The sequence below is a fragment of the Mycobacterium colombiense genome (genome assembly GCF_003284935.1).
Taxonomy (GTDB): Bacteria; Actinomycetota; Actinomycetes; order Mycobacteriales; family Mycobacteriaceae; genus Mycobacterium; species Mycobacterium arosiense_A.
Map to the genome: position 1 here is coordinate 1 of NZ_QMEV01000002.1, position 18,448 is coordinate 18,448.

The window sequence follows — 18,448 nt, forward strand, 5'->3', positions numbered from 1 at the left end:
TCGTCCGCCTGCACCTGGACCACAAGCTGACCGCCGAACAGGCCGCGCTGGGCCAAGCGGTTGCAGCCGGGGCCCGTCGGGGATCTGCTCGCCGAGAGCAACGCCCTGGGCCTGGTGGGCCGCGGCGCGATCAGCACGCCCGGCCGCGCGCTGCTCGACGACGACGGCGATCCGCAGCTTGCCATTGAGGCGATGAACCGGGCGCTGCCCAAACCGGTCGATCACTTCCTGGTGCAGGCGGATTTGACGGTGGTCGTGCCCGGGCCGCTGGAACGCGACCTGGCCGAGGAACTCGCCGTCGTGGCCACCGTCGAATCCGCGGGCACCGCAATGGTGTACCGCGTCAGCGAGCAGTCGATCCGGCACGCGCTCGATGTCGGCAAGACGCGCGACTGGATGCATTCGCTGTTCGCCAACCATTCCACAACGCCGGTGCCCCAAGGCCTCACCTATTTGATCGACGACGTCGCGCGACGGCACGGGCAGCTGCGGATCGGCATGGCCTCGTCGTTCGTGCGCTGCGAGGACCCAGCGCTGCTGGCCCAGGCAGTGGCCGCTCCGGCGACCGAAGAGGTGCAGCTGCGGGCCCTGGCGCCGACGGTCGCGGTGTCGCCCGCGCCCATCGGCGAGGTGCTCACCGCGTTGCGCGCCGCGGGGTTCGCCCCGGCCGCCGAGGACTCCTCTGGAGCCATCGTCGACGTCCGTCCGCGTGGCGCCAGGGTGGCCACCCCGCAGCAACGCCGGCCGTACCGCCCGGCCCGGCGCCCCAATACCGACAGCCTCCACGCGGTGGTGGCGGTGCTGCGTAAGGTGACCGCCGCACCGTTCGGCAACGTCCGCGTCGACCCGGCGGTCACCATGACGCAGCTGCAGCGCGCGGCCAGGGAACAAGAGACCCTGGTCATCGGTTATCTGGATGCGGCGGGGGTGGCCACCCAGCGCGTGGTGTCGCCCATCACCATCAAGGGCGGCCAGTTGGTGGCGTTCGATTCCGCGTCCGGCCGGTTGCGTGACTTCGCCATCCACCGCATCACGTCGGTCGTGTCGGCCACCGCTCGATAATGGGTGGCATGCCCACGCAGAGGAGGAGGAGTGGCGCTTAGATGACTGACGGACCGTTGATCGTGCAGTCCGACAAGACGGTGCTGCTCGAGGTGGACCACGAGCTGGCAGGCGCGGCGCGCGCCGCCATCGCGCCGTTCGCCGAGCTCGAACGCGCGCCCGAACACGTGCACACCTACCGCATCACGCCGCTGGCGCTGTGGAACGCCCGCGCGGCCGGCCACGACGCCGAGCAGGTGGTCGACGCGCTGGTCAGCTTCTCGCGCTACGCGGTGCCGCAGCCGCTGCTGGTCGACATCGTCGACACCATGGCCCGCTACGGCCGCCTGCAGCTGGTGAAGAATCCCGCGCACGGTCTGACGCTGGTGAGCCTGGATCGCGCGGTGCTCGAAGAGGTGCTGCGCAACAAGAAGATTGCCCCCATGCTCGGCGCCCGGATCGACGACGACACCGTCATCGTCCACCCCAGCGAGCGCGGCCGGGTCAAGCAGATGCTGCTCAAGATCGGTTGGCCCGCCGAGGATCTCGCGGGCTACGTCGACGGCGAAGCGCACCCGATCAGCCTGGCCCAGGACGGCTGGCACCTGCGCGACTATCAGCAGATGGCCACCGACTCGTTCTGGTCCGGCGGATCGGGCGTGGTGGTGCTGCCCTGCGGCGCCGGCAAGACGCTGGTGGGCGCGGCCGCCATGGCGAAAGCCGGCGCGACGACACTGATTCTGGTCACCAACATCGTCGCGGCGCGCCAATGGAAGCGCGAGCTGATCGCCCGCACGTCGCTCACCGAGGACGAGATCGGCGAATACTCCGGCGAACGCAAGGAGATCCGACCGGTCACCATTTCGACCTATCAGATGATCACTCGCCGCACCAAGGGCGAATACCGGCACCTCGAGCTCTTCGACAGCCGCGACTGGGGCCTGATCATCTACGACGAGGTTCACCTGTTGCCGGCGCCAGTGTTCCGGATGACCGCCGATCTGCAGTCCAAGCGACGCCTCGGGCTGACCGCCACGCTAGTCCGCGAGGACGGCCGCGAGGGGGACGTGTTCTCCCTGATCGGCCCGAAACGCTATGACGCGCCATGGAAGGACATCGAGGCGCAGGGGTGGATCGCGCCGGCCGAGTGCGTCGAGGTGCGGGTCACCATGACCGACAACGAGCGGATGCTCTACGCCACCGCCGAACCCGAAGAGCGCTACAAGCTGTGCTCGACGGTGCACACCAAAATCGCTGTGGTCAAGTCGATCCTGGCCAAGCATCCCGGCGAGCAGACGCTGGTGATCGGCGCCTACCTCGATCAGCTCGACGAACTCGGCGCGGAGCTCAACGCCCCGGTGATCCAGGGTTCCACCCGCACCAAGGAACGCGAAGAGCTGTTCGACGCCTTCCGCCGCGGCGAGTTGTCCACCTTGGTGGTGTCCAAAGTCGCCAACTTCTCCATCGACTTACCGGAAGCCTCTGTGGCAGTGCAGGTCTCGGGGACATTCGGCTCACGCCAAGAGGAGGCGCAGCGGCTCGGGCGGCTGTTGCGGCCCAAGTCCGACGGCGGGGGTGCCATCTTCTATTCCGTGGTGGCGCGCGACAGCCTGGACGCCGAGTACGCCGCGCATCGGCAGCGCTTCCTGGCCGAGCAGGGTTACGGCTACATCATCCGCGACGCGGATGACCTGCTGGGTCCGGCGATTTAACGCGACAGGATGGTCGCCGACGCGGTGCCGGGCGCGCCGTACACCTGGGCCAGGCCGACGCGCGGATTGCCCGGTACCTGGCGCTCCCCCGCCTCGCCACGCAACTGCCGCACCAGCTCGTGCATCTGCCGCAGGCCCGACGCACCGATCGGCTCGCCGTTGGCGATCAGGCCGCCGTCGGTGTTGACCGGCATCGAGCCGTGGATCTCGGTGGCGCCGTCGGCCAGCAGCTTTTCTTGCTCGCCGTCCGCGCACAGACCCGTCTCGGCCATGTGAATCACCTCGGCGCCGGCATCGGTGTCCTGCAACTGGGCGATGTCGACGTCCTCCGGACCGATGCCCGCCGCCTCGTAGGCGGCCTTGGCGGCGTAGACCGTCGGTGAGGCGTCCTCGTCCAGCGGCGCCGACGTGGCGTGCACCTCGTAGGCGCCGAAGCGCCGGGTCCGAATCTCGCAGGCGCGCACATAGACTGGCTTGTCGGTGAACTTCTCGGCCATGTCGGCGCGACACATGATGACCGCGGCCGCGCCCTCGTCGGGCGCGCAGAACATGTACTGCGTCAACGGGTAGTTCAGCGCGGGCGAGGCGAGGATCTCCTCGACGGAAATCTCCTTGCGCCGGAACGCATTCGGGTTCAGCGCGCCGTTGCGGAAGTTCTTGTTGGCCACCCGAGCCAGCGTCTCCTGGGAGATGTTGTGGTCGTGGATGTACTTGTTGGCCTTCATCCCGAAGAACTTGGTGGTGACGAACTGGCCGTTGTTGGCGTACCACTGCGGCAGCGCCAGCTTGGCGGGGTCATCGGTGAAGGCGCCGCGCGGGTGTTTGTCGAGGCCGATGGCGATGCCGATGTCGTACTTGCCCAGCCGGATGGTGTCGGCGGTCTGCTGGATGGCGCTGGCCGCGGTGGCGCAGGCGTTGAACACGTTGGTGAACGTGATGCCGGTCAGCCCGACCAGCCGGGTCACCGCGTCGGGATTGGAGACTTCGTAGCTGCCGCCGAAGCCGAATTGGATGTCCTTCCAGTCCACGCCGGCGTCTTTGAGGGCGAGTTGGACGGCCTCGGCGCCCATCTGCATCGCGGTCTTGTCGAACCTGCCGAAAGGGTGCAGGCCCACGCCGATGATGGCGACATCGTTGGTCATCTCAGGCTCCTCAGAGTTCGATGGTGGCGACCCGCTTCGCCCGGCTGCGCCGCGCTCACGATCGCCACTGGTTGATGGTGGCGACCCGCTTCGCCCGGCTGCGCCGCGCTCACGATCGCCACTCAGACCGGCTGGAATGCGAAGGTGATGATTTCGGCGCCCTCGTCGTCGGTGGCGAACGGCACCATGGTCAGCTCGACTTCCTGGCCGAACTGCAGCTTGGCCGGGTCGTTCTCGGTCAGCCGGCCTTCGACGCGGATGACTGCTTCTTCTCCCAAGCCGAGCTGAACCAACCCCACGCCGAACGGCACGAAGTCCTTACCGGTCGGACCGGCATAGGGGGCGCCGGGCGGGAAGCCCTGGGTGGTCCACGCCACCAGCGTTCCGCGGCGGGGCAACAGCACCTCGGACATCTCACCGGCGCTGCACCGCGGGCACCACTGCTGCACCGGGAAGGTGGTCGCCTCGCAGCTGCCACATCGGCTGCCGATCAGCTGCGGGCTCTCATCGGGCCAGGTAGAGATCTCAGGGTCGAGTGCCTTCTGCATCGAGGATCCTCCACAATCCGCCACAGAACATTGCTCACTGAACCGTATAACAGCTTTCCGAAAAGTGGAAACCGCATTCTCATCTTCGGGAGGACGTCGATGGGCTGAAGCGCAGCGATATGTTGGGCGCATGACGGTCACGGTGATACTCGAGCTCCGATTCAAGCCCGACGAGGTCGCCGCGGGGCGCGAGCTGATGGGCCGGGCGCTACAGGACACCCGGGCGTTCGACGGGAACGTGCGCACCGACGTGCTCGTCGACGAGGACGACGAAGCGCACTGGCTCATCTACGAAATCTGGGAGTCGGTCGAGCACGACGAGGCCTACCGCGCCTTCCGCGCCGGCGAGGGCAAGCTGACGCAGCTTCCCCCGCTGCTCGCCGCGCCACCGGCCAAGACGAGGTACCTCACCAGCGACGTGTAACGCGCTAACTCAGCGCGGGCATGACCTCACGCTCGAACAACTCGATGCCCGAGCGGTCATAGGCGGCCTCGGGGAAGTAGCAGATCGCGTACTCGCAGCCGAGGTCGCGGATCTTGGTGAGCCGCTCGATGACCTGTTCCGGTGTGCCCGTTGCCGAATCGGGGCCGCTGGTCCCGGCGATCATCGCGTCCGCCGAAGCCTCACCGACGTAGCCGGCCAGGCGGTCGCGGACCCGCCGCAGCCGGTCTTCGACGTCGGCCTCCGACGCGCCCACGATGGCGTTGACGTTGACCGAACGCACGATGGCGCCGAAGTCGGTGCCCACGTCGCGGCAGTGCTCGGCCAGCACGCCCGACTTGTGCGCGAACGCCTCCGGCTCGGGAGTGAAGTTGGTGTACTGCGCGTACCGGGCGGCGATCCGCAGCGTCACCTTTTCGCCACCGCCGGCGATCCACAGCGGAATCCCGTTGCCCTGCAAGGGCTTAGGCGCAACAATCGCGCCCTCGACCTGGTAGTGCCTGCCGTCGAAGCTGACCTTGCCGTCGCGCCAGGCACCGCGCATGATCTGCACGCCCTCGTCCAGGCGGCCCAATCGCACACCCGCCGAGGGGAATCCGTATCCGTAGGCGCGCCATTCGTGCTCGTACCAGCCGCCACCGATGCCCATCTGAATGCGCCCACCCGAGATGATGTCGGCCGTCGCGGCGACCTTGGCGAGATAGACGGGGTTGCGATAGCTCATCGCCGTACACATCTGGCCCAGTTTGATCCGCGACGTGGTGGCCGCATAGGCGGCCATCAGTGACCAGGCCTCGTGTGTGGCTTCCCCGGTCGGCACGGGCACGGTGTGGAAATGGTCGTAGACCCACAGCGAGTCCCACCTGCCCCTGTCCGCGTGGTCGGCCAGGTCGCGCATCACCGCCCAATGATTTTCGGGTTCGATGCCGACCAGATCCATTCGCCAGCCCTGCGGGATGAAGAGACCAAAGCGCATACCCGGACTGTAGCCGCAGCCCTCCCGCCTCACCCGCCCAGCGCGTCGAGCGCGGCCGCGACCGACTTCTCGCGCAGCTCCTTGTGCGGGGCATCGGGGAACTGCACGCAACAGTCCTGCAGGCCGCCGAACGCGACCACCGCCCGCGTGGATTGCGCGAGCGTCGGCTTATTCCCGAACACCAGCCTGGCCAGCCGCTCACGCCAGGCCAGCACGGTGTCGATGAGGTCGAGGTCGATCAGCGTCGACAGCTCGGTCAACAACAGCACCAGGTCCCGGCGGTGCCGGTAGTGGAGGTCGAAATAGCCCTCGAGCAATTCGCGAACGTCGTTGTCACCGCGGCCCTCGTGGTCGGCGACGAACCGCTCACCCTCGTCGATCAGCGGCACCAGGATGCTGCGCACCAGATCCTCGCGGGACGGAAAGTGGTAATACAGCGCGGGTTTGGTGATGCCCAGCTGATTCGCGATGTCCTGCAGGCTGGTGCGCTGCACGCCGCGCTGCAAAAACAGCTCGCGGGCGACCTCTTGGATGCGCTCGCGGGTGTCCGACCGGGGCCTGCTCACCCCACGAGCTTATCTGACTTACCGATAGGTAAGTGGGATGCTACGCTTACCGAACGTTAAGTAAGTGTGGGAGGCGCCATGCGGATACTCATCTCCGGTGCCAGCATCGCCGGCCCGGTCCTGGCGTACTGGCTGACCCGGTACGGCTTCGACGTCACCGTGGTCGAGCGCGCACCGACGCTGCGCAAAACCGGTGGCCACGCCGTGGACTTGTTCCGTCCCGCAATGGAGATCTCGGCGAAGATGCGTGTCCTGCCGCGCATCGAGGCGCGCGCCACCGGAACGGACCGACTGACGCTGCACCGGGAAGGCCGGTCGAAGCCCAGCCGGATCGACCTCACCAAGATCTACGCGGCCACCTCCGACCGGCACGTGGAAATCATGCGCGACGACCTCAGCGAGATCTACTACGACGCCGCGCGCGACGACGTCGAGTATCTGTTCGGTGATTCGATCACCGGGATCGAGCACGACGGCACCGTGACCTTCGAGCACGGCCCGGCGCGCACGTTCGACGTGATCGTGGGCGCCGACGGCCTGCACTCCAATGTGCGGCGCCTGACCTTCGGCGACGACGCGGACCTGACCCGCTTCCTCGGCGGCTACCTGTCGGTGGTCTCGGCGCCCAAGTCGCTGGTGGCGCCCGGCGAAATGGTCGCCCACGTGGGGGTCAGCCGCTTCGCCGGCATCTACACCGCCGACCACCTGGACGACGCCCGCGCGGTGTTCATGTTCCGCAGCAAGGCGGAATTGGACTACGACCATCACGATGCGTTGCGCCAGAAGCGATTACTGCGGGACGCGTTCACCGGGATGCACGACCAGGTGGACGGCTGGCTGGGTGAGCTGGAGCGCACGCCCACCTTCTACTTCGACTCCATCACCCAGCTGCGCACCGACCGGTGGTCGCGCCGCCGGGTCACCCTGGTCGGGGACGCCGGATACTGCCCGGGCCCCGCGGTGGGCGGCAGCACCAGCCTCGCCGTGCTCGGGGCCTACGTGCTGGCCGGCGAGCTCGCCGAGGCGGAGGGCGACCACCTGCGCGCCTTCGCCGCTTACGAACTCCGCATGCGTGAACCGGTGCACCGCAGCCGGTCCTTTGCCCGCGGGGCGGCCAAGGGCGTCATCCCCGGTTCGCGAATCGGCCTGTGGGCGTTGACCCGTGGGGCCCAACTGGTCTCGGCGATGCCGGGATCGCTGTCGCGGTCCTTGGCGAAGCTGAACACCAAGGGCGTGCGGATGCACGACTCGATGCCGGTCCCCGAGTACGCCTTCGGTGACGTCTGACAGCATGTTGCGTAGAGCGGCGGGCGCGAGCCACCGCGCGCCACGACGGGAAGGCTGCACATGAAACTGACCGGGGTGGGAATCTGGAGCAGTCAACTGCGCTACGGCGACCCCGCCGAATCCTCCGACGCCGCAGCGGAACTCGACGAACTGGGCTTCCCGGCGCTGTGGATACCCGACGTCGGCGGCCCGGTGTTCGACGCGGTGGGTCATCTGCTCGGCGCGACCAAGCGGACCGTGATCGCCACCGGAATCCTGAACCTGTGGATGCATTCGCCGTCCGAGGTCGCCGAGTCCTACGCGACCCTGACCGCCGAACACGGTGACCGGTTCCTGCTGGGAATCGGCGTCAGCCACGCGCCGCTGATCGACGCCGGCCAACCCGGTCGCTACCGCAAACCGCTGGCGGCGACGGCGTCGTTCCTGGACGGCCTGGATGCCGCGCTGCGGCCGGTTCCCATCGAACGCCGGGTTCTTGCCGCGCTCGGCCCCAAGATGCTGACGCTGGCCGCGACCCGGGCCGGCGGCGCCCACCCATACCTGGTCACGCCCGAGCACACCGCGTCCGCCCGCGCGACGCTGGGGGGCGGGCCGCTGCTGCTGCCCGAACAGACGGTGATCCTGACCGACAGCGCCGAGGAGGCCCGCCAGATCGGAACCGATTGGCTGCGATCGTATTTGGCGTTGCCCAACTACGCCAACAACCTGCTGCGCAGCGGCTTCTCCGAGGAGGACCTATCGCAGGTGAGCGATCGGCTCTTCGACGCGATCATCGCGTGGGGCGATGAAGAGGCCGTCATGCGCCGCGTCGCCGAGCATCGTTCCGCGGGCGCCGACCACGTCTGCGTCCAAGTGCTGCGGGCCGATCCTCGCGCGTTCCCGCGTGAGGAATGGCGCCGAATCGCCGCCGCCTCCCGGGAGGGGTGACCGGCCGCCGCGACGCGGCCTAGGGTGAGCTATGGCCTCCAAACAGACGTTGTTTCGGATCTTTTACCGCGTCGGTTTCACCCCGTGGGATGGCCATCCGCTCGCACAGAGCGTGCGCGATCTCGTCGAGGGAACCCCGAACGCCGCCGCCCTTCCCGCGGGGTCGGCCCTGGAGGTCGGCTGCGGCACCGGTGACTGCTCGATCTATCTCGCCCAACACGGCTGGAAGGTCACCGCGGTCGACTTCGTGGCCAAGCCGCTCGAGCGTGCCCGCGCCAAGGCACACGCGGCGGGCGCCGCCGTCGACTTCGTCCAGGCCGACGTCACGCAGCTGAGCCGGACCGGCATCGGCGCGAACTTCGAGTTGATCGTCGACAACGGGTGCCTGCACAACATGAGCGACGCGGATCGCGACGCCTACGTCCGCGAGATCACCGCCCTGGCGGCGCCCGGCGCGCGGCTGCTGATCGTCGCGTTCGTGCCCGGCGGCCGGGTCGGGGTGCGCGGGGTCGACCGCGCCGAGATGGAACGCCGCTTCGCGCAAGGCTGGACGCTGTTGTCCGCCGGCGCGGAACGCGAGCTGGACCGCGCCGAGAAGACGCCGGCGTGGTACTACCTGTTCCAACGGCGCCCCTGACCGGTGAGCAGACGTAAAAACCCCCGACACGCCGTGCGTGCGGGGGTTTTTATGTCTGCTCGCGGTAGTTAGGTGAGCGATGCAGGCGGCAGGAATCGGTCGCCGTACCGCTCGGCCAGTTCCTTGGCCCGGGCCACGAACGCTTCCTTGCCGATGCCGTGCGCACCGGAGTAGCCGACGATGAACTGGGCGCTACCACCGGTGTACGGCGGGAACCCGATGCCCATGATCGACCCGATGTTGGCGTCGGCGGTCGACGTCAGCACGCCCTCGTCGAGGCATTTCTGGGTTTCCAGCGCCTCGGCGAACAGCATCCGATCGATCATGTCCTGCAACGGGATATCGGCGCTGCCGGACTTGAACGTCTCGCGCAGGCCCGGCCACAGCCGGGTGCGCTTGCCGTCGGCGTACTCGTAGAAGCCCGCGCCCTTCAACCGCGACGGGCGGCCCAGCTCGATCATCTTCTCGACGACGGCCTCGGCCGGGTGCGGCTCGTAGGTGCCGCCGGCGTCCTCGACGCCCTTGCGGGTGGCCGTGGCGATCTTGTGCATCAGCTCGAGGTTGAGCTCGTCGGACAGCTGCAGCGGCGGTGCCGGGTAGCCGGCCTGGCTGCCGGCGTGCTCGACGCTGGCCGGCTCCACGCCCTCACCGAGCATCGCGAGCGCCTCGTTGACGAACGTGCCGATGACGCGGCTGGTGAAGAAGCCGCGGCTGTCGTTGACGACGATCGGGGTCTTGCCGATGGCCAGCGTGTAGTCGAACACCCGGGCCAGCGCCTCGTCGGAAGTCTTTTCGCCCCTGATGATTTCGACCAACGGCATCTTGTCGACCGGCGAGAAGAAGTGAATCCCGATGAAGTCCTCTTGGCGCTTGACGCCGGTCGCCAGACCGGTGATGGGCAGCGTCGAGGTGTTCGATCCCAGCAGCGCGTTGGGCTCGACGATGTCCTCGATCTCCTGAAACACCTTGTGCTTGAGTTCCTGGTTCTCGAACACCGCCTCGATCACGAAGTCGACGCCCTTGAAGGCCTCCGGGTCGGCGGCAGGCGTGATTCGGTCCAGCAGCGCCTTGCTCTTCTCCTCGGTGGTCTTGCCACGCTGAAGTGCCTTGGCCTCAAGCTTTTCCGAGTAGCCCTTGCCCTTTTCGGCGGCCTCGAGGCTGACGTCCTTGAGCACCACCTCGAAGCCGGCCTTGGCCGACACGTAGGCGATACCGGCGCCCATCATGCCCGCACCCAGCACACCGATCTTGTTGATCTTGACCGGCTCGATGCCGTCCGGCCGCGACCCGCCGCCGTTGATGTGCTGCAGGTCGAAGAAGAACGCCTGGATCATGTTCTTGGCGACCTGGCCGGTGACCAGCTGCGTGAAGTACCGGCTCTCGATGCGGCTGGCGGTGTCGAAGTCCACCTGCGCGCCCTCGACGGCCGCGTCCAGGATGGCGCGCGGCGCCGGCATCGGTGCGCCCTTGAGCTGCTTCTTGAGCAACGCCGGGAACGACGGCAGGATGCCGGCCAGCGCGGGGCTGGACGGGGTGCCGCCGGGCATCTTGTAACCCTTTTTGTCCCAGGGCTGTGTAAAAGAGTCCGGGTTGTCCTTGACCTCTTTTATCCAGGCCTTCGCGCTCGGCACCAGTTCGTCCACCGAGCCGACGAGCTCGTCGACCAGGCCGATTTCCTTGGCCTTGGCCGGCTTGAAGCGGGTGCCCTGCGACAGGATGTTCATAAAGGCGTTCTGGATGCCGAACATCCGCACGGTGCGGGTCACCCCGCCGCCGCCGGGCAGCAGGCCCAGCGTCACCTCGGGCAGGCCCAGGACGCTGCCCTTGACGTCGGCCGCGATGCGGTGGTGACAGGCCAGCGCGATTTCGAGGCCTCCGCCCAGCGCCGCGCCGTTGATGGCGGCCACCACCGGCTTGCCCAGCGTCTCGAGCGCACGCAGGTCACGCTTGACCGACTCGACGGTGTCGAACGCCTCCCCGGCGTTCTCCGGGCCGAGGTTGATCATGCCCTTCAGGTCACCGCCGGCGAAGAAGGTCTTCTTCGCGCTGGTGATCACCACGCCGGTGATCGAATCCTTCTCGGCGACAAGGCGTTCCACAGCGTTGTGCATCGACTCGCTGTAGTGCTCGTTCATCACGTTGGCCGACCCGGTGGGGTCGTCCAGGGTCAGGGTGACGATGCCGTCGTCGTCCTTGTCCCACTGAATGGTGTTCTCTGCCATGGTCTTAAACCCTCTCGATGATGGTGGCGACGCCCATGCCGCCGCCGATGCACAGCGTGATCAGCGCGCGACGCGCGTTGCGGCGCTCGAGCTCGTCGACCATGGTGCCGGTGATCATGGCGCCGGTGGCGCCCAGCGGGTGGCCCATCGCGATGGCGCCACCGTTGACGTTCAGCTTCTCGTCCGGGATGTTGAGGTCCTTCTGGAACTTCAGCACCACCGACGCGAACGCCTCGTTCAGCTCGAAGAGATCGATGTCGTCGATCGTCAGGCCCGCGCGGTCGAGCACCTTGCGCGTGGCCGGGGTCGGGCCGGTCAGCATGATGACCGGGTCCGAGCCGCTGGTGGCGGTGGCCACGATGCGGGCCCGCGGCGTCAGGCCCTGCGACTTGCCCGCGGCCTCCGAACCGACCAGCACCAGCGCGGCGCCGTCCACGATGCCCGAGCTGTTGCCGCCGGTGTGGACGTGGTTGATCTTCTCGACCCGGTGGTACTTGGTGAGCGCGACGTCGTCGAAGCCGCCCATCTCGCCGATGCCGTCGAACGCGGTCTTGAGCTTGCCCAGGCCCTCGAGCGTGGTGTCGGGCCGCATGTGCTCGTCGTGGTCGAGGATGACCAGCCCGTTCTGGTCGCGCACCGGCACGACCGACTTGGCGAAGTAGCCGCCCGACCAGGCCGCGGCGGCCTTCTCCTGCGAGCGCAGCGCGTAGGCGTCGACGTCGTCACGGGAGAAGCCCTCGATGGTGGCGATCAGGTCGGCGCCGATGCCCTGCGGCACGAAGCCGATCTGGTAGTTGGTCTCGGGGTCGGTCGCCCAGGCGCCGCCGTCGGAGCCCATCGGGACCCGGCTCATTGACTCGACACCGCCGGCCAGCACCAGGTCGTCCCAGCCGGACCGCACCTTCTGGGCGGCGGTGTTGACGGCCTCGAGGCCGGAGGCGCAGAACCGGTTGAGCTGCACGCCGCCGGTGGTCTCGGGCAGCCCGGCGGCCAGCACGGCGGTGCGGGCGATGTCGCCGCCCTGGTCACCGACCGGGGACACCACACCCAGGATCATGTCGCTGATCAGGTTCTCGTCCAGGTCGGGGAAACGCCGGCGCAGCTCGTCCACCAGGCCCACGACCAGGTTGAGCGGCTTGACCTCGTTCAGCGAACCGTTGCGCTGCTTGCCCCGCGGGGTGCGGATGGCCTCATAGATAAAAGCTTCTTCGGACATGACGACTTCCTGTTCTGACGAATAGGGTTCGAATCCGTCTCCGAGACTAGATTCCGCCCCACCCTAACAGGCCCCCCGGCCAACCTGTTGGTTGAGCAGATCCGCCCAGCTCAGGGGTGCCTTGTGACGGACGCCACGCGTTCGGTTGGCGGATCGCCGCCCGCCCGTGGGCGAGCGAGAAATTACCTTCACGCTCGGCGGCGAGTGTGCGCCTAACTTCACACCGGGCCGGCAAGACGTCGCGGCGCTCGCCGTGGCATGCCACGCCTAAGCTCGACCACCATGACGGTGGAGCGGCTGCGGCCCTACGCGACCACGGTGTTCGCCGAGATGTCGGCGCTGGCCGCGCGGATCGGAGCGGTGAACCTGGGTCAGGGGTTCCCCGACGAGGACGGGCCCCCGGCCATGCTCAAGGCCGCGCAGGAGGCCATCGCCGACGGCGTCAACCAGTACCCCCCGGGCATCGGCATCGCGCCGCTGCGCCACGCCATCGCCGCGCAGCGTCGGCGCCGCTACGGCATCGACTACGACCCCGACACCGAGGTGCTGGTGACGGTCGGGGCGACAGAGGCCATCGCCTCGGCGGTGATCGGCCTGGTCGAACCGGGCTCCGAGGTGCTGCTGATCGAGCCGTTCTACGACTCCTACTCGCCGGTGGTGGCGATGGCCTCCGCGCAACGGGTGGCGGTGCCCCTGGTCCCCCACGGTCGGGGCTTCGCCCTGGACGCCGACGCGCTGCGCCGGGCGGTCACCCCACGGACCCGCGCACTGATCGTCAACTCCCCGCACAACCCGACCGGCACGGTGCTGAGCGCCGACGAGTTGGCCGCCATTGCCGAGGTGGCGGTCGCGGCCGACCTGCTGGTGATCACCGATGAGGTCTACGAGCACCTGGTGTTCGACGGCCGCCGGCACGTGCCGCTGGCTGGATTCGACGGCATGGCCGAGCGCACGATCACCATCTCCAGCGCGGCCAAGATGTTCAACTGCACCGGCTGGAAGATCGGATGGGCTTGCGGCCCAGCACCTCTCATCGCCGGGATGCGCGCGGCCAAACAGTATCTGAGCTATGTCGGCGGTGCGCCCTTCCAGCCTGCGGTGGCTCTGGCCCTGGAAACACAGGACGCGTGGGTGGACGACCTGCGTGCCACGCTGCAGGCCAGACGCGATCGTCTGGCCGCCGGGCTGATCGACGTCGGGTTCGAGGTGCACGCCAGCGCCGGCACGTACTTCCTGTGCGCCGATCCGCGTCCGCTCGGATACGACGACAGCGGTGAGTTCTGTGCGGTGCTACCGGAGAAGGTTGGCGTTGCCGCGATCCCGATGTCGGCGTTCTGCGACCCGGCCACCACGAGCGGTCCGGCCGACGTGTGGAATCACCTGGTGCGCTTCACCTTCTGCAAACGCGACGACACCCTCGACGAGGCGATCAAGCGGCTGGGCGCCCTGGAAGAAACCGGCTAGCCCGCCATCCCCATCACCCGCTTGCGCAGGCCCTCCAGCGCGGAGTGAAGGATTTTCTTGCGGGCCCGGGCGATCCAGAACTCCGGGAGCGGCGCCCACGGTTCGACGGTGATGGTGAAGCGCACCCTGGTCTTGTCGACGCCCAACCGGCTCAGGTTGTACTCGCCGTGCTGACCGTGCTGCTGCGCCGTCTTCTTGGCGTCCCACACCATCCAGTCTGGGCCCCAATGGTATTCGAGCAATTCCGTGTCGTGGATGCCGGTCACCGCGATCGTGACCTTCACGTGATGGGGGCGCCCGTCGGGATGCTTGTCGACGACCTCGACCCGCTTGTGGACCGACGACCAGGAGGGCACCGCATCCATATCGGCGAGCGCCTCCATGATGACTTCCGGAGGCGCGTCGATGACGATCTCCGACGATGCTTGAACGGCCACTACTACTAAGTTAACGCCAGCGCGGCCACCCGCGAAGGCTATTCCGACCCGGGGGAACCCGTGTGGCGTGCCACCAGGTCGCGCAACCCCTTCATCGAGGCGTCGAGAACGCTCTCGGCGGCCCGCCGCACGATGAACGAGGGCATGGGACGGCCGGGTTCGACGGTGACGTCGAAGCGCACCAGGGTCTGGTCGATCCCTTCGGGTTTGAGGGTGTACTCGACGTGCTGCCCGTGCTGCTGGGAGGTCCCCTTGGCGTCATAGACAACCCAATCGGGGCCCCAGTGATATTCCAGGATCTCTTTGTCGACCAGCCCGAGAATCTTGATGGTGGTCTTGACGTGGTGGGGCCGGCCGTCGGGATAGCGGTCGATCACTTCGATGTGTTTGTGCAGCGGCGACCACGATGAGAGGACGCCAACATCTGTCAGCGCCTCCATCACCACTTCTGGCGGCGCGTTGACAACGAATTCCCGTGATGCTTTTACGGCCACTGAAGATCAACTTAGCAACGCCGACCCCGACACGGACGGATTCGGCGTAAAGAGTTTCCTACCAGTTGATTTCGTTGAGCGGCGTGGCCGAAACCGGCGGCCTCCCGACCGGTCCGGCCGGGGTCCGCGAAAAGCGCGGGGCGGGTGCGGCCTGGTCGGCGCCGTGGGCGGTGATCACCGTGGACCGCGCCCGCAGGTGCTCGTCGGTGGCGGCCTCGCTCCACGTCAGCACCGCGGTGACGCACGCGTCGGTGCCGGCGAACGTCTGTGCCCATTCGTCGCGGGTGCGACCGGCGAACCGCTGGGCGAAGATGTCGCGCATCCGCGAGTAGGAAGCTCTGTCGTGTTGGGCGGGCACGTCGTCGGGCGACAGGCCGAGCCCGTCGAGCAACGCGGCGAAGAATTGCGGCTCGATGGCGCCGACGGCGACATACTTACCGTCGGCGGTCTCGTAGCAGCCGTAGAACGGGGCGCCCCCGTCGAGCAGAAACGACTCGCGCCGGTCGCGCAGTGCCCCAGTGGACTTCATCGTCCACATCATCTGGGCCAGCAGGCTGACACCGTCGACCATCGCCGCGTCGATCACCTGCCCCGCCCCCGAGCGTTCGCGTTCGTAGAGGGCGACCGCGATGCCGATCACCACCAGCATCGAGCCGCCGCCGAAATCGGCGACCAGGTTCAGCGGCGGCATCGGTGGCCGGTCGGCGTGGCCCAGCGCCGACAGCGCACCGGTCTGCGCCAGATAGTTGATGTCATGACCGGCGGTCGGCGCCAGCGGCCCGTCCTGTCCCCAGCCGGTCATCCGCGCGTAGATCAGCCGCGGGTTGACCGCCGCGCAGTCGTCGGGCCCGATGCCCAGTCGCTCGCAGGTCCCGGGCCGAAAGCAGTCCAGCAGCACGTCGGCCTTGGCGGCCAGGCCAAGCAGCGCCTGCGGCTGCGTCTTGACGTTCAGGTCGACGGTTCGCTTGCCGCGGTGCAGCAGGTCGCGATCCTCGGCCGGCATGGTGAGCCCGCCGGGCCGGCGCACCCGCACCACGTCGGCACCCAGATCGGCGAGCAGCATGCCCGCGTGCGGACCCGGTCCGATGCCGCCGAGTTCGATGACTTTCACCCCCGCCAGCGGACCACCGCTCACGGCGGCTACTTACCCTTCTTCACCTGAAGCACCCGGTCGCGCAGCGCCTTGGTCGCCGAATCGATGGTCCCCTTCACGGCGCGCTTGAGCACGAAACCGGGCAGCGGCACGTTCGGGTCGGCCAGCAGCTCGAACTTGACCAGGGTCCCGTCACCTTGCGGCACCAGGGTGTACTTCCCGTCCTGCGCCTTCTGCTGCGAGGAGCTGACCAGCTTCCAGCTCACCACGTTGTCGCCCCACGTGTACGCGATCACCTGCTCGTCGGTGATCCCGGCGACCTTGACCTTCATCTTCACTTGGCGGGGGCGCCCGTCGTCGCCGGTGTCGAGGATCTCCGCACTCTGATGAGGCTCCGACCATTCGGGCATCGCTTCGAAGTCGGCGATGACGTCCAGAATCTCGTCGGGCGAGGCTTCGATGACGATGTCGCGGGATTCTTTGAGTGCCATGGCCCGCACGATACTGGCCTGGCGTCTCACCCGGAACGGATTGGACTTCGGGCGTACCGTCGTGCCTGTGATTGATGCCGCGACCGATACCGCCTACACCGTCGGTGACTACCTGTTGGACCGTCTCGCCGAACTCGGCGTCTCGGAGATCTTCGGCGTTCCCGGCGATTACAACCTCGAATTCCTCGACCACATCATCGCCCACCCCAGTATCCGCTGGGTCGGCAACGCCAACGAGCTGAACGCCGGCTATGCCGCCGACGGATATGGCCGGTTGCGCGGAATGTCGGCTTTGGTAACGACATTCGGCGTCGGCGAGCTCTCCGCGGCCAACGCGGTCGCGGGCAGCTACGCCGAGCAGGTGCCCGTCGTGCACATCGTCGGCGGCCCGTCCAAGGACGCCCAGGGCACTCGCCGCGCACTGCACCATTCGCTCGGCGACGGGGACTTCGAGCACTTCTTCCGCATCAGCCGCGAAATCACCTGCGCACAAGCGAATCTCATGCCCGCGACCGCCCGCCGCGAGATCGACCGGGTGCTGTCCGAGGTGCGCGAACAGAAGCGCCCCGGATACATCCTGTTGTCCACCGACGTGGCCCGCTTCCCCACCGAGCCGCCCGAGGCGCCGTTGCCCCGCTACACCGGTGGCACCAGTCCCCGCGCGCTGACGATGTTCGTCGAGGCCGCGACCGAACTCATCGGCGACCACCAGCTCACCGTGCTCGCCGACTTGCTGGTGCACCGGCTGCAGGCGATCAAGGAACTCGAGGCGCTGCTGGACGCCGACGTGGTGCCGCACGCCACGTTGATGTGGGGAAAGAGCCTGCTCGACGAGAGCTCACCCCACTACCTGGGCATCTACGCCGGGTCCGCCAGCGCTCCGGCGGTGCGCACCGCGATCGAAGAGGCGCCCGTGTTGGTCACCGCGGGCGTGGTGTTCACCGACATGGTCAGCGGCTTTTTCAGCCAGCGCATCGACCCGGCCCGGACCATCGATGTCGGCCAGTATCAGAGCAGTGTCGCCGGGGAAGTCTTCGCGCCCTTGGAGATGGGCGCGGCGTTGGAGGCGCTGGCCACCATCCTGGTCCGGCGCGGCGCCTCGTCGCCACCGGTGGAAGCGCCGCCGGCCGAACCGCTGCCGCCGCCGCCACCGCCCGAGCAGCCGCTGACCCAGAAGATGCTGTGGGACCGCCTGTGTGTGGCCCTCACCCCGGGCAACGTGGTGCTTGCCGACCAGGGCACCTCCTTCTACGGCATGGCCGACCACCGGCTGCCGCAGGGAGTGACCTTCATCGGTCAACCGCTATGGGGCTCAATCGGTTACACGTTGCCCGCCGCGGTTGGGGCGGCCGTGGCGCATCCGGACCGCAGGACGGTGCTGCTCATTGGGGACGGCGCCGCGCAGCTGACGGTCCAGGAGCTCGGCACCTTCTCGCGTGAGGGCCTGTCCCCCGTCATCGTGGTGGTCAACAACGACGGCTACACCGTCGAGCGGGCGATCCACGGCGAGACCGCGCCGTACAACGACATCGTGAGCTGGAAGTGGACGGACGTTCCCCGAGCGCTGGGCGTCATCGACCATCTGGCGTTCCGGGTCCAGACCTACGGCGAGCTCGACGACGCCCTGACCGCCGCCGCGGACCACCAGGACCGCATGGTGTTCATCGAGGTGGTGTTGCCGCGGCTCGAAATCCCCAATCTGCTGGTCGAACTCGTCCAACCGACGTCACCGGACGGCAGCCCGCGCCGTTGA

Annotated in this window: 17 protein-coding genes and 2 pseudogenes; 8 read left to right on the forward strand and 11 right to left on the reverse strand. The window is 67.8% G+C overall.

Translation table 11 applies throughout. The features are described from left to right. Positions 1–39: 39 nt before the first annotated feature. Positions 40–1,062 (forward strand): annotated as a pseudogene (locus DQP57_RS01005) (helicase-associated domain-containing protein); the annotation flags it as partial. A 41-nt stretch (positions 1,063–1,103) separates the two neighbouring features. Then, complete coding sequence (locus tag DQP57_RS01010; protein ID WP_112630892.1) at positions 1,104–2,753, forward strand: DNA repair helicase XPB; 1,650 nt, start codon at positions 1,104–1,106, stop codon at positions 2,751–2,753. Here the strand turns inward: DQP57_RS01010 and DQP57_RS01015 are convergent. From DQP57_RS01015 to DQP57_RS01020, 3 genes and pseudogenes are all read right to left on the reverse strand, one after another. After that, positions 2,750–3,895: a thiolase family protein gene (locus DQP57_RS01015; protein WP_112630894.1), complete on the reverse strand. Its 1,146-nt coding sequence runs from the start codon at positions 3,893–3,895 to the stop codon at positions 2,750–2,752. The genes DQP57_RS01010 and DQP57_RS01015 overlap by 4 nt on opposite strands. 23 nt (positions 3,896–3,918) lie before the next feature. After that, a pseudogene (locus DQP57_RS27060) lies at positions 3,919–4,017 on the reverse strand (hypothetical protein); the annotation flags it as partial. After that, positions 4,018–4,443 (reverse strand): Zn-ribbon domain-containing OB-fold protein, encoded by a 426-nt coding sequence (locus tag DQP57_RS01020; protein ID WP_112630896.1) that lies wholly within the window; start codon positions 4,441–4,443, stop codon positions 4,018–4,020. Positions 4,444–4,573: 130 nt separating this feature from the next. Here DQP57_RS01020 and DQP57_RS01025 point away from each other — a divergent pair, with 130 nt between their 5' ends. After that, on the forward strand, positions 4,574–4,867 hold the full coding sequence (locus DQP57_RS01025) for a putative quinol monooxygenase (RefSeq protein ID WP_112630898.1): 294 nt from the start codon (positions 4,574–4,576) through the stop codon (positions 4,865–4,867). 4 nt (positions 4,868–4,871) lie between these two features. Here DQP57_RS01025 and DQP57_RS01030 read toward each other — a convergent pair whose 3' ends face one another. Beyond that, positions 4,872–5,861, reverse strand: coding sequence for an LLM class F420-dependent oxidoreductase (locus DQP57_RS01030; protein WP_112630900.1), 990 nt, complete (start codon positions 5,859–5,861; stop codon positions 4,872–4,874). Between the two features lie 29 nt (positions 5,862–5,890). Further along, a complete protein-coding gene (locus DQP57_RS01035) occupies positions 5,891–6,427 on the reverse strand; it encodes a TetR/AcrR family transcriptional regulator (RefSeq protein ID WP_112630902.1) in 537 nt (178 codons plus the stop codon). Between the two features lie 78 nt (positions 6,428–6,505). Between DQP57_RS01035 and DQP57_RS01040 the strand changes: the two genes are divergently transcribed. The 3 genes from DQP57_RS01040 to DQP57_RS01050 are packed head-to-tail and all read left to right on the forward strand — an operon-like array spanning position 6,506 to position 9,278. Then, positions 6,506–7,714 (forward strand): FAD-dependent monooxygenase, encoded by a 1,209-nt coding sequence (locus DQP57_RS01040; protein ID WP_112630904.1) that lies wholly within the window; start codon positions 6,506–6,508, stop codon positions 7,712–7,714. Between the two features lie 60 nt (positions 7,715–7,774). Beyond that, positions 7,775–8,641 (forward strand): LLM class F420-dependent oxidoreductase, encoded by an 867-nt coding sequence (locus DQP57_RS01045; protein WP_112630906.1) that lies wholly within the window; start codon positions 7,775–7,777, stop codon positions 8,639–8,641. 31 nt (positions 8,642–8,672) lie between these two features. Beyond that, entirely contained in the window at positions 8,673–9,278 is a 606-nt protein-coding gene (locus tag DQP57_RS01050; protein WP_112630908.1) for a class I SAM-dependent methyltransferase, read from the forward strand. Positions 9,279–9,346: 68 nt separating this feature from the next. Here DQP57_RS01050 and DQP57_RS01055 read toward each other — a convergent pair whose 3' ends face one another. Further along, positions 9,347–11,500: a 3-hydroxyacyl-CoA dehydrogenase NAD-binding domain-containing protein gene (locus tag DQP57_RS01055; RefSeq protein WP_112630910.1), complete on the reverse strand. Its 2,154-nt coding sequence runs from the start codon at positions 11,498–11,500 to the stop codon at positions 9,347–9,349. A gap of 4 nt (positions 11,501–11,504) precedes the next feature. After that, the gene (locus DQP57_RS01060) at positions 11,505–12,716 is read right to left on the reverse strand and encodes an acetyl-CoA C-acetyltransferase (protein WP_112630912.1); all 1,212 of its coding nucleotides are present in this window, start codon (positions 12,714–12,716) and stop codon (positions 11,505–11,507) included. Between the two features lie 282 nt (positions 12,717–12,998). On the opposite strand from DQP57_RS01060, the gene DQP57_RS01065 reads away from it, so the two are divergent. Further along, positions 12,999–14,180: a pyridoxal phosphate-dependent aminotransferase gene (locus DQP57_RS01065; RefSeq protein ID WP_112630914.1), complete on the forward strand. Its 1,182-nt coding sequence runs from the start codon at positions 12,999–13,001 to the stop codon at positions 14,178–14,180. Here the strand turns inward: DQP57_RS01065 and DQP57_RS01070 are convergent. The 4 genes from DQP57_RS01070 to DQP57_RS01085 are packed head-to-tail and all read right to left on the reverse strand — an operon-like array spanning position 14,177 to position 16,695. Then, positions 14,177–14,617, reverse strand: a complete 441-nt coding sequence (locus DQP57_RS01070; RefSeq protein WP_112630915.1) for an SRPBCC family protein — start codon at positions 14,615–14,617, stop codon at positions 14,177–14,179. The two genes, DQP57_RS01065 and DQP57_RS01070, sit on opposite strands and share 4 nt — an antisense overlap. Positions 14,618–14,655: 38 nt before the next feature. Next, positions 14,656–15,111 carry an SRPBCC family protein gene (locus DQP57_RS01075; RefSeq protein WP_112630917.1) on the reverse strand — a complete coding sequence of 152 codons (456 nt, stop codon included), beginning with the start codon at positions 15,109–15,111 and terminating at the stop codon, positions 14,656–14,658. Between the two features lie 58 nt (positions 15,112–15,169). Next, positions 15,170–16,246, reverse strand: coding sequence for a CaiB/BaiF CoA transferase family protein (locus DQP57_RS01080; RefSeq protein ID WP_112630919.1), 1,077 nt, complete (start codon positions 16,244–16,246; stop codon positions 15,170–15,172). A gap of 5 nt (positions 16,247–16,251) precedes the next feature. Continuing rightward, positions 16,252–16,695 (reverse strand): SRPBCC family protein, encoded by a 444-nt coding sequence (locus DQP57_RS01085; RefSeq protein WP_112630921.1) that lies wholly within the window; start codon positions 16,693–16,695, stop codon positions 16,252–16,254. A 67-nt stretch (positions 16,696–16,762) separates the two neighbouring features. Between DQP57_RS01085 and DQP57_RS01090 the strand changes: the two genes are divergently transcribed. After that, on the forward strand, positions 16,763–18,448 hold the full coding sequence (locus DQP57_RS01090) for an alpha-keto acid decarboxylase family protein (RefSeq protein ID WP_112631222.1): 1,686 nt from the start codon (positions 16,763–16,765) through the stop codon (positions 18,446–18,448).